Origin of the sequence: Streptomyces shenzhenensis (assembly GCF_003688995.1) — a bacterium.
Lineage (GTDB): Bacteria > Actinomycetota > Actinomycetes > Streptomycetales > Streptomycetaceae > Streptomyces > Streptomyces shenzhenensis_A.
On sequence record NZ_PENI01000005.1, the window covers coordinates 20,314 to 40,385 of the forward strand.

Consider the following 20,072-nt stretch of genomic DNA (forward strand, 5'->3'; position numbering starts at 1 on the left):
TGCTGCGGTGACGGATGCGAGAGCGCTCTCGGACGGTAGTGAGAGCCGGGCAGAGCGTCAACGGGGCATGCCGACAAGGGAGTTGCGGCGCGGCCTGGCGGGCCGTCGATCGGTCAGGGCCTGACCAGCAGTTGGATGTCGAAGGAGTACCGGGACGCCCGGTAGACGTGGGTGCCGTACTCGACCGGCCGGCCCGTGTCGTCGTACGCGGTGCGCTGCATGGTGAGCAGGGCGGCGCCCTCCTTCTCGTCGAGCCGCGCGGCCTCCTCGGCGGTGGCGCGGCGGGCGCCGACGGTCTGCCGGGCGCTGTGCAGGGTGATCCCCGCCGAGCGCATCATCCGGTACAGGCCGGTCGACTCCAGCCGCGGCGAGTCGAGTTCGAGCAGGGCGGTGGGCAGGTAGTTGCACAGGAACGCCATCGGCTGCCCGTGGGCGAAGCGCAGCCGCTCCAGGAGCGTGACCTCGGCGCCCTCGGCGAGGCCGAGGGCGGCGGCGGCCACGGCGGTGGCCGGGACCACCGCGTTGCGCAGCACCCGTGTGCTCGGACCCTGCCCGGCCGACTCCAGATCGTCGTAGAGACTGCTCAGCTCCAGCGGCCGTTTCACCTGGCTGCGCACGACCTGGGTGCCCACGCCCCGGCGGCGCACCAACAGCCCCTTGTCGACCAGCGACTGGATGGCCTGACGAACCGTCGGCCGGGACAGTCCCAGCCGCGCGGACAGGCCGACCTCGTTGCCCAGCAGGTTTCCCGGGGCCAGGGTCCCGTGCTCGATGGCCGACTCCAGCTGCCGTGCGAGCTGGTGGTACAGCGGCACCGGACTGGTGCGGTCCAGGGAGAGGTCCAGCGAGCCGAGCGCGCAGGCGGCCGCCGAACGGGAGCGGTCACCGGTCCTGGCCACCGGCACACCTCCTTCCGGAGCGCGGGTACGGCCGTCGCAAGGGACGGTTCGCGAGGGCGAGTTCGAAGAGCGCGTTCAGCGGGGGAAGTCCAGCAGGCGAGTTCAAAGATGCCGGCGGCGGTCGGCGGCCTGCCGCTCGTACTCCTCGCGGGCCCGCACGGCGGCCCGGCGGCCGGCGGTCTCGGCGACCGGGACGTCCCACCAGGCCTCGGCCGGGGGAGCGGTGGGCGCCGGGTCCGTCTCGACGTACACACAGGTCGGCCGGTCGCCGGCGCGGGCCGTGGCCAGCGCCGCGCGCAGTTCGCGCACCGTCTTGGCGCGCAGCACCTCCATGCCGAGGCTGGCCGCGTTGGCGGCCAGGTCGACCGGGAGCGGTGCGCCGGTGAAGCTGCCGTCGGCGGCGCGGTACCGGTAGGCGGTGCCGAAGCGCTCGCCACCCACCGCCTCCGAGAGCCCGCCGATGGACGCGTACCCGTGGTTCTGGATCAGGACCAGGTTGACGGGCAGCCCCTCCTGCACGGCCGTGACGATCTCGGTCGGCATCATCAGATAGGTGCCGTCGCCGACCAGCGCCCACACCACGGTGTCCGGGGCCGCCTGCTGGACACCGACGGCGGCCGGGATCTCGTACCCCATGCAGGAGTAGCCGTACTCCAGGTGGTACTGGCGCGGCGAGCGCGCCCGCCACAGCTTGTGCAGGTCGCCGGGGAGCGAACCGGCCGCGTTGATCACCACGTCGTCGTCCCCGACCACCGCGTCGAGCGCGCCGAGCACCTGGGTCTGGGTGGGCACCGCGTCCTCGTCGTCGGCGCGGTAGGCGGCCTCGACCACCCGCTCCCACCGCTCCTTGCCCGCCCGGTACTCGGCCTCGTAGGAGGGGTCCACCCGGTGCCCGGCCAGCGGCCCGGCCAGCGCCTGAAGGGCGGCGCGCGCGTCGGCGACCACGGTCCGGGCGGCCAGCTTGTGCGCGTCGAACGCGGTGATGTTGAGGTTGAGGAAGCGGACGCCGGGGTGCTGGAAGAGGGTGTGGGAGGCGGTGGTGAAGTCGGTGTAGCGGGTGCCGACCCCGATGACCAGGTCGGCGGTGCGGGCGAGGGCGTCGGCGACCGCCGTGCCGGTGTGGCCGATGCCGCCGACGTCCTGCGGATGGTCCCAGCGCAGCGCGCCCTTGCCCGCCTGGGTGCTGGCGACCGGGATGCCGGTGGCGTCCACCAGGGACCGCAGTGCCTGCTCGGCGCGGCTGTGGTGGACCCCGCCGCCCGCGACGATCAGCGGCCGCCGGGCGGCCCGCACGGCGCGCACCGCCTCGGTCAGCTCGGCCGGGTCGGGGGCCGGGCGCCGCACCGGCCAGACCCGCTCGGCGAAGAACTCCGCCGGCCAGTCGTACGCCTCCGCCTGCACGTCCTGCGGCAGCGCGAGCGTCACGGCGCCCGTCTCGGCGGGGTCGGCGAGGACCCGCGCGGCGTTCAGCGCGGACGGGATCAGCGCCTCGGGGCGGGTGATTCGGTCGAAGTACCGCGACACCGGGCGCAGGGCGTCGTTCACGGACACGTCGAACTCGACCGGGTGCTCCAGCTGCTGCAGCAGCGGGTCAGCGGCGCGCGTGGCGAAGTAGTCGCCGGGGAGCAGCAGGACGGGCAGTCGGTTGATCGTGGCCAGTGCCGCACCGGTGACCAGGTTCGTGGCGCCGGGCCCGATGGACGTCGTCACGGCCTGCGCGGACAGCCGGTCGCACTGCCGGGCGTGGCCGACGGCCGCGTGCACCATCGCCTGCTCGTTGCGGCCCTGGTGGTACGGCATCAGCTCGCCGTACTCGACGAGTGCCTGGCCGATCCCGGCGACGTTGCCGTGGCCGAAGATGCCCCAGGTGCCCGCGATGAGCCGGTGCCGTTCGCCGTCCCGCTCGGTGTACTGGGCGGACAGGAACCGCACCAGCGCCTGGGCGGTGGTCAGGCGGATCGACGGCTGGCTCGGGTGGCTCATCGCAACCTCACTCGGACGGGACGGGCGGCCGGCCGCGGCCGGCAGTGATCGGGGCACAGCCCATCGTGATCAGATCGTAGGGGCGTGACCGACTCGGCCGTGCCTGACGCTCCCTAGGCTGTCCCCCGGGCCGGGGCCTGACGCCTTCCAGGTGTAGGTCCGGGCGGGTTCCGCTGTCAAGAGTTTGTACTTACATTCGGACCTGATTGTGAAATGATGTCTTAACAAAGTATTGACAGCAGGCGCGCCAGGCACTTGGATCCCGTCCCAGCACACCCAGCAAATGACCCGGACCGCCCCGGTTCAGGGACCCGGATCCTCGCGATCCCCTCCCTTTCCCCCGTAGCACAGTGAGGTGCAGGAAAGATGGACCGCTCTTCTCGCTCCCGCTCCCGCAGACTGGCCCCCGTCGTGGCCGTCGCCGCCGCGGCTGCGCTGGCTCTTGCCGGCTGTTCCAGCAGCTCCGGTGGAAAGAAGTCCGAAGAGGGAGGGTCGGGCGCCGCCGCGGGCAAGGCCACGACCCCCCGTATGACGGTCGCCCTCGTGACCCACCAGGCGCCGGGCGACACCTTCTGGGACATCGTGCGCAAGGGCGCCGAGGCAGCGGCGGCCAAGGACAACATCAAGCTCGTGTACTCGGCCGACCCGAGCGCCGGCAACCAGGCCAACCTGGTGCAGAACGCCGTCGACCAGAAGGTCGACGGCATCGCCGTGACCCTCGCCAAACCGGACGCCATGAAGGACGTCATCACCAAGGCGACGGCCGCTGACATCCCCGTCGTCGGCCTCAACTCCGGCCTGAGCGACTGGAAGAAGCTGGGGCTGCTGGAGTTCTTCGGCCAGGACGAGAGCGTGACCGGCGAGGCGCTCGGCAAGCGGCTGAACGAGGAGGGCGCCAAGAACGCCGTCTGCGTGATCCAGGAGCAGGGCAACATCGGCCTCACCCAGCGCTGCGACGGGGTGAAGAAGACGTTCTCCGGCACCATCGAGACGCTGTACGTGAACGGCACCGACATGCCGTCCGTGAAGTCGACGATCACCGCCAAGCTGAAGCAGGACAGCGGCATCGACTACGTCGTCGCCCTCGGCGCCCCCTACGCCCTGACCGCGGTCCAGTCGGTCGGGGACGCGGGCAGCAAGGCGAAGATCGCCACCTTCGACCTGAACAAGGACCTGACCAGTGCGATCTCCAAGGGAACGATCCAGTTCGCGGTGGACCAGCAGCCGTATCTGCAGGGCTACCTGGCGGTCGACTCCCTGTGGCTGTACAAGAACAACGGCAACTACAGCGGCGGCGGTGAGCAGCCCGTGCTGACCGGTCCTGCCTTCGTCGACAAGTCCAACGTCGACAGCGTCGCCCGGTTCGCCGCGAAGGGCACCCGGTGATGAGCATGACCCGACAGGCTGAGCCGGCGGTCGGCACACCGCCGGCCCCCGGCCCCGGGCAACGCGACGGCCGCACCGCCGAGCGTCCCCTGGTGCTGCGCATGCTGGCCCGCCCGGAGGTGGGCGTCTTCCTCGGCGCGGTGGCCGTCCTCGTGTTCTTCCTCGTCGCGGCGCCCGCGGTCCGCCAGGGCAGCTCGATGGCGACCGTCCTCTACCAGTCGTCGACGATCGGCATCATGGCCCTGCCCGTGGCCCTGCTGATGATCGGCGGCGAGTTCGACCTCTCGTCCGGCGTCGCCGTGGTCTCCTCTGCGCTGACCGCGAGCATGCTCAGCTACCAGCTGACGCTGAACATCTGGATGGGCGTGATCGTCGCGCTGGTCGTGTCCCTCGCGATCGGCGCGTTCAACGGCTGGATGGTGGTCAGGACCGGACTGCCCAGCTTCCTGGTCACCCTCGGCACCTTCCTGATCCTCCAGGGCGTCAACCTCGCCGTGACCAAGATGGTCACCGGCAATGTCGCCACCGACGACATCAGCACCATGGACGGCTTCGACCAGGCGAAGGCGATCTTCGCGTCCTCCTTCGACGTCGGCGGCGTCCAGGTGAAGATCACCGTGGTCTGGTGGCTGGTCTTCGCCGCTCTGGCCACCTGGGTCCTGCTGCGCACCAAGTACGGCAACTGGATCTTCGCCGTGGGCGGCAACAAGGACAGCGCCCGCGCGGTCGGCGTCCCGGTGAACCTCACCAAGATCACACTGTTCATGGCGGTCGGCTTCGGCGCCTGGTTCGTCGGCATGCACCAGCTGTTCTCCTTCAACACCGTGCAGTCCGGCGAGGGCGTCGGCCAGGAGCTGATCTACATCGCCGCGGCGGTGATCGGCGGCTGCCTGCTCACCGGCGGTTACGGCTCCGCGATCGGCCCCGTCTTCGGCGCCTTCATGTTCGGCATGGTGAACCAGGGCATCGTCTACGCCGGCTGGAACCCCGACTGGTTCAAGGCCTTCCTCGGCGTGATGCTGCTCGGCGCCGTCCTCATCAATCTGTGGGTCCAGCGCACGGCGACCCGGAGGTGACCCGATGACCAGCGATACGACCGGAACCCATGGTGCCGTCCTCCAGGACACCACGCCCGACGAGAACGGGCCGATCGTCGAACTGCGCGGCGCCGGCAAGTCCTACGGGAACATCCGCGCCCTGCACGGCGTCGACCTCACGGTGTTCCCGAGCCGGGTGACCTGCGTCCTCGGCGACAACGGCGCAGGCAAGTCCACCCTCATCAAGATCATCTCGGGGCTGCACCAGCACACCGAGGGCGACTTCCTCGTCGACGGGCAGCCGGTGCGCTTCGGCACCCCGCGCGAAGCCCTCGACAAGGGCATCGCCACGGTCTACCAGGACCTGGCGACCGTCCCCCTGATGCCGGTGTGGCGGAACTTCTTCCTCGGCTCCGAGATGACCAAGGGCCCCTGGCCGGTCCGCCGCCTCGACATCGCCCGCATGAAGCAGACCGCCGACCGGGAACTGCGCAACATGGGCATCGTCCTGGACGACCTGGAGCAGCCCATCGGCACGCTCTCCGGCGGCCAGCGCCAGTGCGTGGCCATCGCCCGCGCCGTCTACTTCGGTGCCCGCGTCCTGATCCTGGACGAGCCGACCGCCGCGCTCGGCGTGAAGCAGTCAGGCGTCGTTCTGAAGTACATCGCCGCCGCCCGCGACCGCGGCCTCGGCGTCATCTTCATCACCCACAACCCGCACCACGCCTACATGGTCGGCGACCACTTCAGCGTGCTGCGCCTCGGCACCCTCGAACTGAGCGCCGAACGCTCCGCGATCACCCTGGAGGAGCTGACCAACCACATGGCAGGCGGCGCCGAACTCGCGGCCCTCAAGCACGAGCTGGCGCAGGTGCGCGGGGTCGACGTGGAGGAGCTCCCCGAGGCGGACGAGCTCACCGCACCGGTCGCGCAGCCCTCTCCCGAAGGGACATCCTGACCATGGCGAACGCCCTCGACCGCATCCGGGTCGGCTCGGCCCCCGACTCCTGGGGGGTGTGGTTCCCCGACGACCCACGGCAGGTGCCCTGGGAGCGTTTCCTGGACGAGGTCGCCACGGCCGGCTACGACTGGATCGAACTCGGCCCGTACGGCTATCTGCCCACCGACCCGGCGCGCCTCGCCGACGAACTGGCCCGGCGGGACCTGAAGGTGTCGGCGGGCACGGTCTTCACCGGCCTGCACCGCGGCCCCGGCGTCTGGGAGTCCACCTGGGAGCACGTCGGCCAGGTCGCCGAACTCACCCGGGCGATGGGCGCGCGGCACCTGGTGGTGATCCCCTCCTTCTGGCGCGACGACAAGACCGCCGAGATCCTGGAGCCGCCGGAGCTGACCTCCGCGCAGTGGACGCACCTCACCAGGGGCATGGAGCGGCTCGGCCGCGAGGTGCGGGAGACGTACGGGCTCGACATCGTGGTCCACCCGCACGCCGACACCCACATCGACACCGAGGAACACGTCGAACGGTTCCTCGACTCGACCGACTCCGGCCTGGTCAGCCTCTGCCTGGACACCGGGCACTACGCGTACTGCGGCGGCGACAGCGTCAAGCTCATCGAGACGTACGGCGAACGCATCGGCTATCTGCACCTCAAGCAGGTCGACCCGGAGATCCTCGCCGACGTGGTGGCCGGCGGGGTCGCGTTCGGGCCCGCGGTCCAGCGCGGAGTGATGTGCGAACCGCCCGCTGGCGTACCGGAGCTCGAGCCCGTGCTGGCCGCCGCGCAGCGGCTCGGGACGGAGCTGTTCGCGATCGTGGAGCAGGACATGTACCCGTGCGAGCCGGACAGGCCGCTGCCCATCGCCGAGCGCACCCGCCGGTTCCTGCGCTCGTGCGGGGCGTGAGCCCCCGGGCCCGCTGAAACCGGGGTCAGCATGACACGGGAAAGTGCCCGGGTGCCGCCGCCTGTTCGAGGCGGCGGCCCCCGGGCACTTCCGTGCTCGGTCCAGGGCGGCGTCCTCCCGGGACACGCCGTCGGCTCCCGGCGGGAACCCGCGGCCCGCTGAACGCGTTCATACAGTCGACGGGTGTGCACGCCAGGAACCGGCGAACGGGGAGGACCGGGATGACACACACGACACCGCAGGAACAGACGCCGGACGCGGCGGCCGAGGCCGCCCTGCGCCGCTCCCGGTTCGGCACGCTGCCGGAGCGGGTCCACCCGCGGGACACGGTGGAGACGAACCAGGCCACGCCCCGCGACCCGGCCCGGGACGCCTACCACCCCGACGACTGGCTGGTCCGCTACTGCCTGTGAGGCCCATCGGGGCCGGACGGCGGCGGCCGGGGCTCCGTCGCCGGGGCGGTGGCGTCCGGTTCAGACGGTGCGGATCTCCTCGATCGTCACCGGCCGGTGCTCGTGCAGCGACAGGGTGCAGGCCTCCGCGATCCAGCCGGCCTCCAGGGCGTCCGCGATCGTGCACGGGGAGGGCCGGCGGCCGGCCACGACCTCGGTGAACGCGGTCAGTTCGGCGCGGTACGCGTCGGCGAAGCGGTCCATGAAGAAGTCGTGCGGGGTGCCGGCCGGGAAGCTCACCCCGGGCTCGACGGAGCGCAGCGGGAGCTTGTCCTCCAGGCCGACGGCGATCGAGTCCCGGAAGCCGTGCAGTTCCATGCGGACGTCGTAACCGCGGGCGTTGTGGCGGCTGTTGGAGACCACCGCGATGGTGCCGTCGTCCAGCCTCAGGATCGCGCCGGTGGTGTCGGCGTCGCCCGCCTCCGCGATGTAGTCGGCGCCCCGGTTGCCGCCCACCGCGTACACCTCGGTCACCTCGCGGCCGGTCACCCAGCGGATGATGTCGAAGTCGTGCACGCTGCAGTCGCGGAAGATGCCGCCGGAGGCGGCGACGTACGCGGCCGGCGGCGGGGCCGGGTCCAGCGTGGTCGACCGGATCGTGTGCAGCTTGCCCAGCTCGCCGCCCTGCACCGCGGCCCGCGCGGCGACGAAGCCCGCGTCGAAGCGCCGGTTGTAGCCGATCTGCACGGGCACGTCGCTGTCCGCGACGGACTTGAGCACCGTCAGCCCCTCCGCCATGGTGCGGGCGACGGGCTTCTCGCAGAAGACGGGGACGCCCGCCTCGACACCGGCCACGATCAGGGCCGGGTGTGCGTCGGTCGCCGCCGCCACCACGAGGCCGTCCACACCGGCGGCCAGGACCGCCTCCGGCGAGTCCACGACCCGGGCCCCGAACCGCTCCGCGGCGGCCTCGGCCGCACCGGCGAACGGATCGGCTACGACGAGGGACTCGACCGCGTCCAGTCCGGACAGGGTCTCGGCGTGAAAGGCGCCGATACGGCCGAGGCCGAGGATTCCAATACGCATGAACGTGCAACTCCTTGGTACAGAGGGAAGTGAGGGGCGCCCCCGAAGGGGCGCGGGGCTGTATTAAGTTGCGGCTCCGCCGCGATGGGGATCCCGCTGTTCGAGCGATCGGCCACGATGCAGCCGCGCCCCGAAGGGGCGCGGGGAACTGCGCGACCAGCCACGATGCAGCCGCAGCCGACCGACGGCACATCGCGGCCCACCCAGCGGAGCGCCTAGTCGAGGCCGCCGAGGACGTTCTGGTCCCAGTCGATCACGGAGCCGGTGACCACGCCGGACCGCTCGGACAGCAGGAACACCACGAAGTCGGCGATCTCGTCCGGCCGGCCGAGCCTGCCCATCGGCAGCCGGGCCGCGGCCTGTTCACGCCAGTCGTCCCCGGCGCCGTGGAAGGTCCGCTGCGTCGCGTCCTCGCCCTCGGTGGCCGTCCAGCCGATGTTCAGGCCGTTGATCCGGATCCGGTCCCAGCGATGGGCGTGCGCCGCGTTGCGGGTCAGACCGATCAGCCCCGCCTTGGCGGCCACGTACGGGGCGAGGAAGGGCTGCCCGCCGTGCGCCGAGGACGTGATGATGTTGACGATCGTGCCCGGCGCCCGGCGTGCCACCATGTCGGCGACCGCCGCCTGCATGGCGAAGAACGGCCCCTTGAGGTTGACCGCGATATGCGCGTCGAACAGGTCGGGCGTGGTGTCCAGCAGGGTGCCGCGCGAGGTGAGCCCCGCCGAGTTGACCAGGCAGTCGATCCGGCCGTACGCGGCGACCACCTCCGCCACGGCCGCCCTGGCCTGCTCGGCGTCGGCGAGGTCGGCCCGCACGTACCGGGCCGTGCCGCCGTCCGCCGACAGCTCGGCCACCAGCGCCTCGCCCGGCTCGGGGCGCCGCCCGGTCACGGCGACGGTGGCGCCCTCGCGGACGGCGGCCCGCGCGACGGCGGCGCCCACACCCTGGCTGCCGCCGTTGACGAGGACGACCTTGTCGTCGAGAAGTCCCATGAGTCGCTTGTCCCTTCAGCTCTCGCGCCGCCCGGCGGCGGCCCGCAGTTCGTCCCGCAGGGCCTGCGGGGTCCACTCCTCGCGCACCGCCCGCCGTACCACGTCCGCCTGGCTGGGCGGGGCCAGACCGTCGAGCGGCGGGTCGTTGTCGAGGTTGGTGGGGAACGGGTAGCCCTCGGCGCTCGCGGCGATCACCCGGTCCAGCCACGGCTCGCCCACGCCCTCGGCGCGGCGCTTCAGCAGCACCGGGAAGACCGCGTTCACCACAGCCTGCCGGTCCACCGTCTCCATCGCCCGGCCGAACGCCGAGGACACCTGGAGCAGGTTGGCCATCCGCCGTACACCGGCGGAGCGGTTGGCGCCGGCGGCGTGGAAGAGCGCGGGGTTGAAGAAGGCCGCGTCACCCTTGGCGAGCGGGAGCTGGACGTGGTGCTCCTCGAAGTACGCCCGGAACCGCGGCAGCCGCCAGGCCAGATAACCGGGCTCGAACTGCTGCGAGTACGGCAGATACAGCGTCGGCCCCGACTCGACCGGCATGTCGCAGTGGGCCACCGCGCCCTGCAGGGTCAGCACGGGCGAGAGGCGGTGCACGTGCGCCGGGTAGGCGGCGGCCGTCTCGTCGGTGAGGAAGCCCAGGTGGTAGTCGCGGTGCGGGGACTGGGCCGCCCCGCCCGGGTTGACCACGTTGAGCTGTGAGGTGACCTGGTAGCCGGGGCCCAGCCAGGCCGTCGCGACCAGCGCCAGGATGTCGTTGGCGTAGTAGTCGGCGAACGCCTCCGGGTCGTACAGGGCCGCCTTCTCCAGCGCGTTCCACACCCGGTCGTTGGCGCCCGGCGCGGCGAAGTGGTCGCCGGCCGTCGCGCCGGCGGCCCGCTGCTCGGCGATCAGCGCGTCGAACACGGCGGTGACCCGGTCCACGACCGAGGCGTCGGGGAAGGCGCCCCGGAGGACCACGATGCCGGGCCCGTCCGTCAGCGCGCGCACCAGTTCCGCCGCGACCTCGCGCCGGTCGCCGGCCGCGCGCAGCCGCGCGCTGTCGTAGACGAGGACGTTGTGCTCCACCGACGAGGCGTGCGGATGGTCGGCGAGCCGTGTGGCCCGCTCGACGAGCGCACGGAACGCGTCGAGATCGCAGTCCCGTTCGGACAGCCAGGCACGGCCTTGCGCGGTGGTGACGGACATCGGCGTCCCTCTTTCGGTCACGGGGGTGACGTGGTGGTGCCATTCTTGTCAGTACAAACCCCTCGAACAACCAGCAGGCAGCCATCAAAAACCCCTCAAGGAACCGAGGAGTCCGCTTCCATGGGCCACCCCTTCCCGATCCGTGAGATCGCACGTCAGGCAGGCTTGAGCGAGGCCACCGTGGACCGCGTGCTGAACGGCAGGGGAGGGGTGCGGGAGAACACCGCGCAGGAGGTGCACCGGGCCATCGCCGACCTGGACCGGCAGCGCACCCAGGTACGGCTCGTCGGGCGCACCTTCATGGTCGACATCGTGATGCAGGCGCCCGAGCGGTTCACCACCGCGGTGCGCGCCGCCCTGGAGGCCGAACTGCCCGGCCTGCACCCGGCGGTGCTGCGCTCCCGTTTCCACTTCCGGGAGACCGGACCGGCCGCCGAGCAGGTCAGGACGCTGGACCGGATAGCCAGGCGCGGCTCGCAGGGCGTGATCCTCAAGGCGCCGGACGTGCCCGAGGTGACCGCGGCCGTCGGCCGCCTCACCGCCGCGGGCGTTCCGGTGGTCACGCTGGTGACCGACCTGCCCGCCAGCGGCCGGCTCGCCTACGTCGGCATCGACAACCGGGCGGCCGGTGCCACGGCCGCCTACCTCACCGGTCAGTGGCTCGGCGACCGCCCCGGCAATGTGCTCACCAGCCTGAGCAGCGGTTTCTTCCGCAACGAGGAGGAGCGCGAGATGGGCTTCCGCAGCGCCATGCGGGCCCTGCACCCGGAGCGCGCCCTCGTCGAGATCGCCGGGGGACAGGGCCTGGACGCCACGCAGTACGACCTCGTCAGGGCCGCCCTGGAACGCGACCCGGAGATCCGCGCGGTCTACTCGATCGGCGGCGGCAACATCGCCACCCTGCGGGCCTTCGCCGACCTGCGCCGCGAGTGCGCCGTGTTCGTCGCCCACGACCTGGACCACGACAACACCCGGCTGCTGCGCGGGCACCGGCTGTCCGCGGTGCTCCACCACGATCTGCGCCACGATCTGCGCGAGGCCTGTCATCTCGTGATGCGCGCCCATGGCGCGCTGCCGCCCGCCGGGCCCGCCCTGCCGTCCGCGATCCAGGTGGTCACCCCCTACAACATGCCTACGACACCGGCAGGCTGACCCAGGAGCCGCTCTCCGCGGAGCGGGCCATCGCGTCCAGGACGTCGGCGCTGTGCACCGCGTCCGCGAGGGTGGTGCCGTGCGGGGTGCCCTCGGCGATCGAGCGCAGGAACCGGTACGCCTCGATGACCTTGAGGTCGTCGTAGCCCATGGCGTTGGCAGCGCCGGGCTGGAAGGCACCGAACTCGCCCTGGCCGGGGCCGACGTACACCGTGCTGACCGGCTGGTCCTGGTACGACGTGCCGCGGCTGACCGCCAGTTCGTTCATCCGGCGGAAGTCCCAGAACACCGCGCCCTCGGTGCCGTGCACCTCGAAGCCGTAGTTGTTCTGTTCGCCGACGGAGACCCGGCAGGCCTCCAGGACCCCCCGGGCGCCCGAGGCGAAGCGCAGCAGACAGCTGACGTAGTCCTCGTTCTCCACCGGGCCCAGCTCGCCGCCGGAGGCGAGCGCGTGGCCCGCGGTCGCACCCGTGGGGCGGGCCCGCTCGGGGACGAAGATCGCGGTGTCGGCAGTCAGCGAGACGAGGTCGCCGAGCAGGAAGCGGGCCAGGTCGGCGCCGTGCGAGGCCAGGTCGCCGAGCACCCCGCTGCCGCCGCGCTCGCGCTCGTAGCGCCAGGTCAGGGCGCCGTCCGGGTGGGCCGCGTAATCGCTGAACAGACGGATGCGGACATGGGTGACGGCGCCGATCTCACCGGCGGCGATCAGCTCGCGGGCGCTCTCCACGGCCGGGGCGTTGCGGTAGTTGAAGCCGACCGCGCCCTGCACCCCGGCCCCCGCGACGGCGTCGGCCACCGCCCGCGCGTCGTCGGCGGTCAGCCCCACCGGCTTCTCGATCCAGATGTGCTTGCCCGCCTCGGCCATCGCGACGCCGATCTCCCGGTGCAGGAAGTTCGGCGCGGTGATACTGACCGCCCGCACCCGGGGGTCGGCCGCCACCTCGCGCCAGTCGCGGGTCGTCGAGGCGAAGCCGAACTGCCGGGCGGCATCCTCGGCCCGGCCCGGCACCTCCTCGGCGACCGTGATCAGCCGGGGCCGCACACCCAACTGCGGATAGTGGTGCGGGACACGGGCGTACGCCTGGGTGTGCACCCGGCCCATCCAGCCGAACCCGACGACGGCGACACCGAGCGCATCCACCATGACAGCCCCTCTTTGGAACGGTCCATATCCTGTCCAGGCCACCCTCGGAGGCGGATCCGCCCGTGTCAAGCCCTTTGACAAGCGCTCGGACCTCGTGGAACGGTCCATGTCATGAGGCCTCCGACGATTCGCGATGTGGCCGACCGGGCCGGCGTCTCCAAGTCACTGGTCTCCCTGGTGCTGCGCGGCACGGGCCAGGTGCGCCCCGAGAAGCGGGAGGCGGTGCTCCGGGCCGTACGGGAACTCGGCTACCGGCCGAACGCCGCCGCGCGCAGCCTCAGCGAACAGCGCTCGCGCACCGTCGGCGTCCTCCTCAACGATCTGCGCAACCCCTGGTTCGTCGACCTGCTCGACGGTCTGAACTCCCTGCTGCACGCGGGCGGTCTGCACATGCTGCTGGCCGACGCCCGGCTGAGCCGCCGCACGGGCGGCCGGCTCACCGGCCCCTTTCTCGACCTCGGGGTCGACGGCCTGGTGGTGGTCGGCACGCTGCCCGATCCGACGGTCCTCGGCGCCGTCGCGGAGCGGCTCCCGGTGGTGGTCGCGGGCGCCCGGGAGCCGGCGCCGGCGGGCGTGGACCTGGTGGCGGGCGACGACGAGGCGGGCGCGCGCCTCGCCACCGAACACCTCATCCGGCTCGGCCACCGGCGCATCGCCCACATCGCGGGCCACGGAGCCGTCGGCGAACTGCGGCGGCGCAGCTTCGAGGCGACGATGCGCGCGCACGGCCTCGCGGACCGGGCGCTCGTCGAGCCCGGCGACATGACGGAGGAGGGCGGCTACCGCAGCGCGGTCCGGCTGCTCGGCCGCCCGGACCGGCCCACCGCAGTCTTCGCGGTCAACGACATCGCCTCCGTCGGCGTGCTGTCGGCGGCCGGCGAACTGGGCCTGCGGGTCCCCGGGGACCTGTCGGTGACCGGGTACGACAACACGAGCATCGCCCGGCTGCGCCATGTCTGGCTCACCACCGTCGACACGGCCCCGCACGAGGTCGGCCACCGGGCCGCCCGCTTCCTCCTCGACCGCTTCGAGCGGCCCGGCGGCGCCGGCCGGGTACATCTGGCCACGCCGACGCTGAAGATCAGAGGCACCACGGCGCCGCCCCGCGAGCCCGGAGGGTGACCGTGCACACCGTGCGCAGCACGCCCGGATCCCCGTGGGCTACGGGCCGGCTCGATGGTCGCCGCGCTCTTCCGGTACGGCCGGTGCTCATCCTCCCGGGGCGGGCCGGAGCCTTGGACATCGTGAACCTGTTCGCGCCCGGCCTGGTCACCGCCCGCCGGGCCGGAGGGGCGGACGCGCTGCCCGGGAGGGTCGTCGGGGTGGCGAACGCGCTCATCAAGTGACGCCCGCCGAACAGCCTGCCGGCGCGGCTCTGTCCGGGGGCCGCCGGTGCCGCGCCGGCCGTCCTGCCGGAGCGCCCGGCACCGGCACTCGTCCGTGTGCGGTAGGGTTGACCTGCGTGATCACGCGGAGTACACCGCGCGGTACCGCAGCGGGACGTGGCGCAGCTTGGTAGCGCACTTGACTGGGGGTCAAGGGGTCGCAGGTTCAAATCCTGTCGTCCCGACTTTGCGAAGTCGCAGGTCAGGGCCGGTTTCGGAAGCATCCGAAACCGGCCCTTGAGCATTCTTGGGGACCAGTTGGGGGCCGGCGCCCTTGACCGGGGTCAGCGGGTCACGACGATCGGGCAGCGCGGCGAGGACGAGGCGGCCCGCACCCTGCTGACCCGACTCGCCCTGCCCGGACGGGTGTTCACCCTGGCCGACTCTACGGAATCTGATCAACTGCCCTTGGCCTCGCAGTGCCCTCTTCCATGTGATCCACTAGTCGAAATGTGAGTGAGCATGAAACTTTCCCATCGTGCCCGCCTTTCCGGCCTCGTCACCGCCCTGACGGCGGTGACGATCCTCGCCGGAACCGCCGCTCCCGCGCAGGCGATCAACAGGGTGGACTGCGCCGGCCGGACCGATTTCTTCTCGGTCCACAACGACGGGGAGCTCTGCTTTGCGAACGCTGGTTACACAGACGTGGCCATCTATGGCGTACGCCTGGTGTCTGCAGGTAACAACAGTGGGGAATTCGCCATGTTGCGAACGGTGAACGCGCCGGTGCAAAGCGTTGCTTTTTCGAAGTACAACACGATCGCCCCGGATTGGGGCCAAGCTCCGTTTCACAAGGTCAGCAGCATCAAGATATTCTGAGATCTTGCTCCTCAGCCGGAAGAGCGGCAGGTAAAAGCTGCCTCGGTCGGGCTCAAGCCGACGGCATAGTGATCGCGTTCGTCCGCTGTCCTGGTGGGGGAGCACTGCCGTGCCTCGCAGTGTTTCCCCGCCTTCCGAAGAGGTACATCCAGCATGGCATCCGCCCACGTCACGATCGCTGCGCCTCGATCGAGGCGCGTCATCGAAGTGGCCTGCGCCGTGACGATCGCCGTCGGTCTGTCGGTCACCGGCTGCTCCACGAACTCCGTAGGCGGCGCGGCGGATGTGACGCTGACCCCGCCGGCCATCGAGCCGTCCCCGCCGGTGCCCGCTACGGGGCGCGACGGATTGACACGGCTGCCGCTGTCCGCCTACGGCACGTCCGACAAGGACGACGACCTGCTGTTCAGGACGGAAAAGGCGCTGATCGTCCGCTGCATGAAGGACCAAGGGCATCACAGCTACGCAGGCCGGAACATGCACCGGATCGAAGCGAGAACCGACGAAGACAAGGAGGCGGCCAACCCGGTCGGTGCCTGGGGCTATATCGGCCGTGCGACGGCCGAGCAACGAGGTTTCCATGTGGGGCTGAAGATGCCGGCCGGCGGGACGGGCGTGAGCGGCCGGACGGCCAAGGACTACGAAGCCTGCTCGGCCGAGGCGAAAAAACAACTTCCGGCTCTGACGAACACCGATGGCTGGAAACTGACGCACACCCTGTACGGCCAGTCACTCCGGCTGGCGGTTGCCGACCGACGGGTCATCGCCGCACGCGAACGCTGGAGCACCTGCATGACCACGGCGGGGCACCCGGCCCAGAATCCCGAGAAACTCGCCGCCGGCCCCTGGAAGACGGCGAAGCCGACCGCCGGCGAGATCGCCGCGGCAACCGCCGCCGAGTCCTGCACCAGGTCATCGGACCTGGCCGCGATCTACTTCGCCGCGCTCACCGGCTATCAGCGCCAGCTGATAGCCGCCAATGCTCCGGTCTTGACCGACTATCAGAAGCAGGTTCGGAACCTGACCGACAAGGCCACGCGCCTACTGTCCGAGTCTCCCGCGACCTGACCGAGTCCAGCCGGCTCACTCCTGGGGGCCAAGGGGGCGCAGGTTCACATCGGTGGGCCGGCGGGTGGGGCCTTCACCGGGCGGTGTCGTGTCCCTAAAGTGGCATTTGTGGGGTATTGCCGCAGGGGTCGCACCCTGAGGCGGCCTCCTGTCGCACCGGACCCGGACGGAGGGTGAGCCGGATGTTCCAGAACGCCGAGGAAGCCAGGAAGTTCATCGCGGACGCGGACGTGAAGTTCGTCGATGTGCGCTTCTGCGATGTGCCCGGCATCATGCAGCACTTCACCGTGCCGGTCGAGATCTTCGATCCCGAGGACGAGCTGGCCTTCGACGGTTCGTCGATCCGCGGTTTCCAGGCCATCCACGAGTCCGACATGGCCCTGCGCGCCGACCTGCCGACGGCACGGCTCGACCCGTTCCGCACGGACACCACGCTGATCGTCAACTTCTTCATCCACGACCCGGTGACCGGCGAGTGGTACAGCCGCGACCCGCGCAACGTGGCCCGCAAGGCGGAGACGTACCTGGTGTCGACCGGCATCGCGGACGCCGCGTACTTCGGCCCGGAGGCGGAGTTCTACGTCTTCGACAGCGCCCGCTTCAAGACCTCGGAGAACGAGGCCTTCTACCACGTCGACTCCGAGGCGGGCGCCTGGAACACCGGCGCCCTGGAGGACAACCGCGGCTACAAGGTGCGCTACAAAGGCGGCTACTTCCCGGTCCCGCCGGTCGACCACTTCGCCGACCTGCGCGCCGAGATGACGCTCGAACTGATCAAGGTGAACATCCTGGTCGAGAAGCAGCACCACGAGGTGGGCACCGCGGGCCAGGCCGAGATCAACTACAAGTTCAACACCCTGCTGCACGCCGCCGACGACCTCCAGCTCTACAAGTACATCGTCAAGAACGTCGCCTGGCGCAACGGCAAGACAGCCACCTTCATGCCCAAGCCGATCTTCGGCGACAACGGCTCCGGCATGCACTGCCACCAGTCCCTGTGGCAGGGCGGCAGCCCCCTCTTCTACGACGAAGAGGGCTACGCCGGCCTCTCGGACACCGCCCGTCACTACATCGGCGGCCTGCTCAGGCACGCCCCGTCGCTGCTCGCCTTCACCAACCCGACGGTGAACTCGTACCACCGCCTGGTCCCCGGCTTCGAGGCGCCCGTCAACCTGGTCTACTCGCAGCGCAACCGCTCCGCCTGCATCCGCATCCCGATCACCGGAGCGAACCCCCAGGCCAAGCGGCTGGAGTTCCGTGCTCCCGACCCGTCCTGCAACCCCTACCTGGCGTTCTCCGCGATGCTGCTGGCGGGCCTCGACGGCATCAAGAACAAGATCGAACCGCCCGAGCCGGTCGACAAGGACCTCTACGAACTCGCCCCCGAGGAACATGCGAGCGTCCCCCAGGTCCCGACCTCCCTCCCGGACGTCCTGGACGCCCTGGAGGCCGACCACGACTACCTCCTCCAGGGTGATGTCTTCACCGCAGATCTGATCGAGATCTGGATCGATCTCAAGCGGACCCACGAGATCGCTCCGCTCCAGCTGCGGCCCCACCCGCACGAGTTCGAGCTGTACTTCGACGTGTGACCCCGGTGCGGCTGCGGCGTGCGGGCAGAAGATGCGGGAGTGGGCGTTTCGGGGCAACGTGGGGAGGGGCAGGGCCGGTTTCCGAGGCCCTTTCTTGTTCTAGCGAGCATCGCACTAGCCGAAGGAAACGTGATGGCCGTAGCCACAGACATGCTCGTTCCGGCGCTGCGCGAGGTCCGCGAGGCCCAAGCCGCGCTCGCCGACCGTTTCAAGGCCCACCTCTCGGTCACCCCAACGGGGGAGTACCGGGAGGTCCTGGAGCGCCGCGTCGGCGACGCCCGGGGCCATGTGTACCTCATCGACGAACGACTGGAGACGTTGCAGCCCCGCGGACTGGTACAGACCGTCGCCGAGAACGCCTGGCATCTGACCCTGCAGGCGGCCCGGCTTTCGTTGAACGCGGCCATGGTCGTCCCGAGCACCCTGGCGCGGGGCCAGGGGAAGGCCACCGAGCAGCAGTTGCTGAAGAACGCCGAGGACGAGTACGCGGTCACCGCCCTCGCGGTGGCCGTCTCCCGGGCCGCCGAGCGTATCGCCCGGGAGGCCCAGGACCCCGCCAGCGCCGATCTGCTCGGCTCCATCCGCCGCGACGGCGAGGAGACGCTGGAAGAACTCGGCAGCAGCCTCGAACGGCACGCCGAGGCCGCGGTGGCGGCCGCCGAGGACTCGGGCGCCGGCGGTGCCGCCCTGGCGGTACGCGACTGGAGCAGCTGGCTGCGGGAGACGGCCGAGCGCATGCCCGGTGCGGACCGGCTCCAGATCGCCCCGGAAGGAGCCCTCATCTCGGAGCACGAGCTGCCGATTCCCGACTACCGCAGGCTCAGCAGCAGGATGATCCTGGACCGGCTGCCCGGGCTGAACCAGACGGATCTCGCCACGGTCGGCGCCTACGAGCGCTTCCACGCGGCCCGTCCCGCGATCCTGAACCGGATCGCGGACCTGCTGGGGCCCGAGCCGTGGCGGGGCTACGACAGCATGAACGAGGACGAGATCCTCAAGCGGCTCGGCGACGCCGGCGGGAGCCTCACCCGGCGGGTGCTGGAGTACGAGCGCCGCCATCAGGCACGCCCCACCGTCCTCACGGCCGCCGAACCGGTCCACCACGTCTGACCGGTCTCCGTCCGGCGGGGCCCAGCGGTGCCGCGCCGCCGGGGCCGCCACGGCCGTCCTCACGCCCTCGGGCTCACGCGCCGCACCGCGGGGCCCGGGGGCTCTGGTGCCGGTAGGTCCACAGCTGGTCGACGAGGGTGAAGCCGAAGGAATCGAAGAGCCGGGGGGCGGCCTGGCTGTCGGGGGCGTACTGCTGGGCGTCGTCGAGGACGAGCGCGACCTCGGTGGCGCCCAACTCGGCCAGCAGGGCCAGGGCCTGGCCCAGCAGCTTGCGGCCCAGCCCGCACCGGCGGCGGGTGGGCAGGGTCTCGATCCAGTAGAGGGTCGCGGTGCGGTCGGGTCCCACACTGACCACGGCCTCGGCCACCGGTTCGGCGGCCTCGCGGACGATCAGCCGGTAGCCCGGCGGAAAGTCGCAGGGGAAGACGTCGGCGGCCGGCTTGGCCGAAGGGGGTTCGGCGGGAAGCCTGCGGTGCAGGTAGCAGCCCTGGCGGCGGCCGGTGAAGCCGGTCCGCACCAGGGCGTCGTGGGTGGCGGCGCGACGCGTGCGGGGCAGGCCGCCCGGCCCCAGGGGACTCGGCGGGGCCCCCACGAACGCATCGATCTGCGGGCAGTCGGCGAGGGCGGCCAGAGCGTGGCCGAGCAGAGCGCGCAGCGCCGGGGGATCTTCGTACGCGTGCACCCAGCTGATCACCCCGGACTGCACATCGGCCCAGGACAGATAGGCGATGAACCCGCAGGGGCGGTCCTCGGCATCGGCCAGGACATTGATCCGCGGCCGTTCCAGTGCCGCCCAGCCGACCAGCGGGACAGGGCCGCGCCGCGCCGCGGGCCGCTCCTCAGGGGTGTACTGCGGCTGTCCCGGCAGCCGGTCGGCGTCGATCAGTTCCCGCACCCCCGCTTCGTCCTCGGGGCGATAGGGGCGCAGCGTCAACCCGCTCTCGGAGTTGGTCGAAAAGGTCATGCTGCCCGTCCGCACATGTGC

The 20,072-nt window shown here is 71.2% G+C and carries 19 protein-coding genes and 1 tRNA gene; 13 read left to right on the forward strand and 7 right to left on the reverse strand.

Annotated elements, in window-relative coordinates:
* Nucleotides 1-113: 113 nt before the first annotated feature.
* Both CTZ28_RS09830 and iolD read right to left on the reverse strand, forming a co-directional pair.
* Nucleotides 114-899 carry a GntR family transcriptional regulator gene (locus tag CTZ28_RS09830; RefSeq protein ID WP_121888911.1) on the reverse strand — a complete coding sequence of 262 codons (786 nt, stop codon included), beginning with the start codon at nt 897-899 and terminating at the stop codon, nt 114-116.
* Between the two features lie 102 nt (nt 900-1,001).
* Nucleotides 1,002-2,882, reverse strand: coding sequence for a 3D-(3,5/4)-trihydroxycyclohexane-1,2-dione acylhydrolase (decyclizing) (gene iolD, locus CTZ28_RS09835; protein WP_121888912.1), 1,881 nt, complete (start codon nt 2,880-2,882; stop codon nt 1,002-1,004).
* 366 nt (nt 2,883-3,248) lie between these two features.
* Here iolD and CTZ28_RS09840 point away from each other — a divergent pair, with 366 nt between their 5' ends.
* The 5 genes from CTZ28_RS09840 to CTZ28_RS09860 all read left to right on the forward strand — a co-directional run bounded on the left by CTZ28_RS09840 (nt 3,249) and on the right by CTZ28_RS09860 (nt 7,581).
* Entirely contained in the window at nt 3,249-4,268 is a 1,020-nt protein-coding gene (locus tag CTZ28_RS09840; protein ID WP_121888913.1) for a sugar ABC transporter substrate-binding protein, read from the forward strand.
* Nucleotides 4,268-5,344 carry an ABC transporter permease gene (locus tag CTZ28_RS09845; protein WP_121888914.1) on the forward strand — a complete coding sequence of 359 codons (1,077 nt, stop codon included), beginning with the start codon at nt 4,268-4,270 and terminating at the stop codon, nt 5,342-5,344. The genes CTZ28_RS09840 and CTZ28_RS09845 overlap by 1 nt, the downstream gene beginning before the upstream one ends.
* Before the next feature lie 4 nt (nt 5,345-5,348).
* On the forward strand, nt 5,349-6,263 hold the full coding sequence (locus tag CTZ28_RS09850; protein ID WP_121888915.1) for an ATP-binding cassette domain-containing protein: 915 nt from the start codon (nt 5,349-5,351) through the stop codon (nt 6,261-6,263).
* 2 nt (nt 6,264-6,265) lie between these two features.
* The gene (locus CTZ28_RS09855) at nt 6,266-7,168 is read left to right on the forward strand and encodes a sugar phosphate isomerase/epimerase family protein (RefSeq protein WP_121888916.1); all 903 of its coding nucleotides are present in this window, start codon (nt 6,266-6,268) and stop codon (nt 7,166-7,168) included.
* Nucleotides 7,169-7,389: 221 nt separating this feature from the next.
* Nucleotides 7,390-7,581: a hypothetical protein gene (locus tag CTZ28_RS09860; RefSeq protein WP_121888917.1), complete on the forward strand. Its 192-nt coding sequence runs from the start codon at nt 7,390-7,392 to the stop codon at nt 7,579-7,581.
* A gap of 60 nt (nt 7,582-7,641) precedes the next feature.
* On the opposite strand, the gene CTZ28_RS09865 is transcribed toward CTZ28_RS09860, so the two are convergent.
* The 3 genes from CTZ28_RS09865 to CTZ28_RS09875 form a co-directional block, all read right to left on the reverse strand.
* On the reverse strand, nt 7,642-8,646 hold the full coding sequence (locus CTZ28_RS09865) for a Gfo/Idh/MocA family protein (RefSeq protein ID WP_121888918.1): 1,005 nt from the start codon (nt 8,644-8,646) through the stop codon (nt 7,642-7,644).
* A 215-nt stretch (nt 8,647-8,861) separates the two neighbouring features.
* Entirely contained in the window at nt 8,862-9,638 is a 777-nt protein-coding gene (locus CTZ28_RS09870) for an SDR family oxidoreductase (RefSeq protein WP_121888919.1), read from the reverse strand.
* A gap of 15 nt (nt 9,639-9,653) precedes the next feature.
* On the reverse strand, nt 9,654-10,820 hold the full coding sequence (locus CTZ28_RS09875; RefSeq protein ID WP_121888920.1) for a phytanoyl-CoA dioxygenase family protein: 1,167 nt from the start codon (nt 10,818-10,820) through the stop codon (nt 9,654-9,656).
* A gap of 120 nt (nt 10,821-10,940) precedes the next feature.
* Here CTZ28_RS09875 and CTZ28_RS09880 point away from each other — a divergent pair, with 120 nt between their 5' ends.
* On the forward strand, nt 10,941-11,972 hold the full coding sequence (locus CTZ28_RS09880; RefSeq protein WP_121888921.1) for a LacI family DNA-binding transcriptional regulator: 1,032 nt from the start codon (nt 10,941-10,943) through the stop codon (nt 11,970-11,972).
* Here CTZ28_RS09880 and CTZ28_RS09885 read toward each other — a convergent pair.
* Complete coding sequence (locus CTZ28_RS09885) at nt 11,953-13,113, reverse strand: Gfo/Idh/MocA family protein (RefSeq protein ID WP_121888922.1); 1,161 nt, start codon at nt 13,111-13,113, stop codon at nt 11,953-11,955. The genes CTZ28_RS09880 and CTZ28_RS09885 overlap by 20 nt on opposite strands.
* Nucleotides 13,114-13,224: 111 nt before the next feature.
* Here CTZ28_RS09885 and CTZ28_RS09890 point away from each other — a divergent pair, with 111 nt between their 5' ends.
* From CTZ28_RS09890 to CTZ28_RS09920, 7 genes are all read left to right on the forward strand, one after another.
* The gene (locus CTZ28_RS09890; protein WP_121888923.1) at nt 13,225-14,235 is read left to right on the forward strand and encodes a LacI family DNA-binding transcriptional regulator; all 1,011 of its coding nucleotides are present in this window, start codon (nt 13,225-13,227) and stop codon (nt 14,233-14,235) included.
* 83 nt (nt 14,236-14,318) lie between these two features.
* Nucleotides 14,319-14,459 carry a hypothetical protein gene (locus CTZ28_RS46910; RefSeq protein WP_183154330.1) on the forward strand — a complete coding sequence of 47 codons (141 nt, stop codon included), beginning with the start codon at nt 14,319-14,321 and terminating at the stop codon, nt 14,457-14,459.
* Nucleotides 14,460-14,609: 150 nt separating this feature from the next.
* Nucleotides 14,610-14,683, forward strand: a tRNA-Pro gene (locus CTZ28_RS09895).
* Nucleotides 14,684-14,960: 277 nt separating this feature from the next.
* The gene (locus CTZ28_RS09905; protein ID WP_147481131.1) at nt 14,961-15,317 is read left to right on the forward strand and encodes a beta/gamma crystallin domain-containing protein; all 357 of its coding nucleotides are present in this window, start codon (nt 14,961-14,963) and stop codon (nt 15,315-15,317) included.
* 153 nt (nt 15,318-15,470) lie between these two features.
* A complete protein-coding gene (locus CTZ28_RS09910) occupies nt 15,471-16,385 on the forward strand; it encodes a hypothetical protein (RefSeq protein ID WP_147481132.1) in 915 nt (304 codons plus the stop codon).
* A 182-nt stretch (nt 16,386-16,567) separates the two neighbouring features.
* Nucleotides 16,568-17,977, forward strand: coding sequence for a type I glutamate--ammonia ligase (gene glnA, locus CTZ28_RS09915; RefSeq protein WP_121888927.1), 1,410 nt, complete (start codon nt 16,568-16,570; stop codon nt 17,975-17,977).
* A 132-nt stretch (nt 17,978-18,109) separates the two neighbouring features.
* On the forward strand, nt 18,110-19,087 hold the full coding sequence (locus CTZ28_RS09920; RefSeq protein WP_121888928.1) for a hypothetical protein: 978 nt from the start codon (nt 18,110-18,112) through the stop codon (nt 19,085-19,087).
* A 73-nt stretch (nt 19,088-19,160) separates the two neighbouring features.
* Here CTZ28_RS09920 and CTZ28_RS09925 read toward each other — a convergent pair whose 3' ends face one another.
* Nucleotides 19,161-20,051, reverse strand: coding sequence for a GNAT family N-acetyltransferase (locus CTZ28_RS09925; RefSeq protein ID WP_147481133.1), 891 nt, complete (start codon nt 20,049-20,051; stop codon nt 19,161-19,163).
* Nucleotides 20,052-20,072 lie beyond the last annotated feature (21 nt).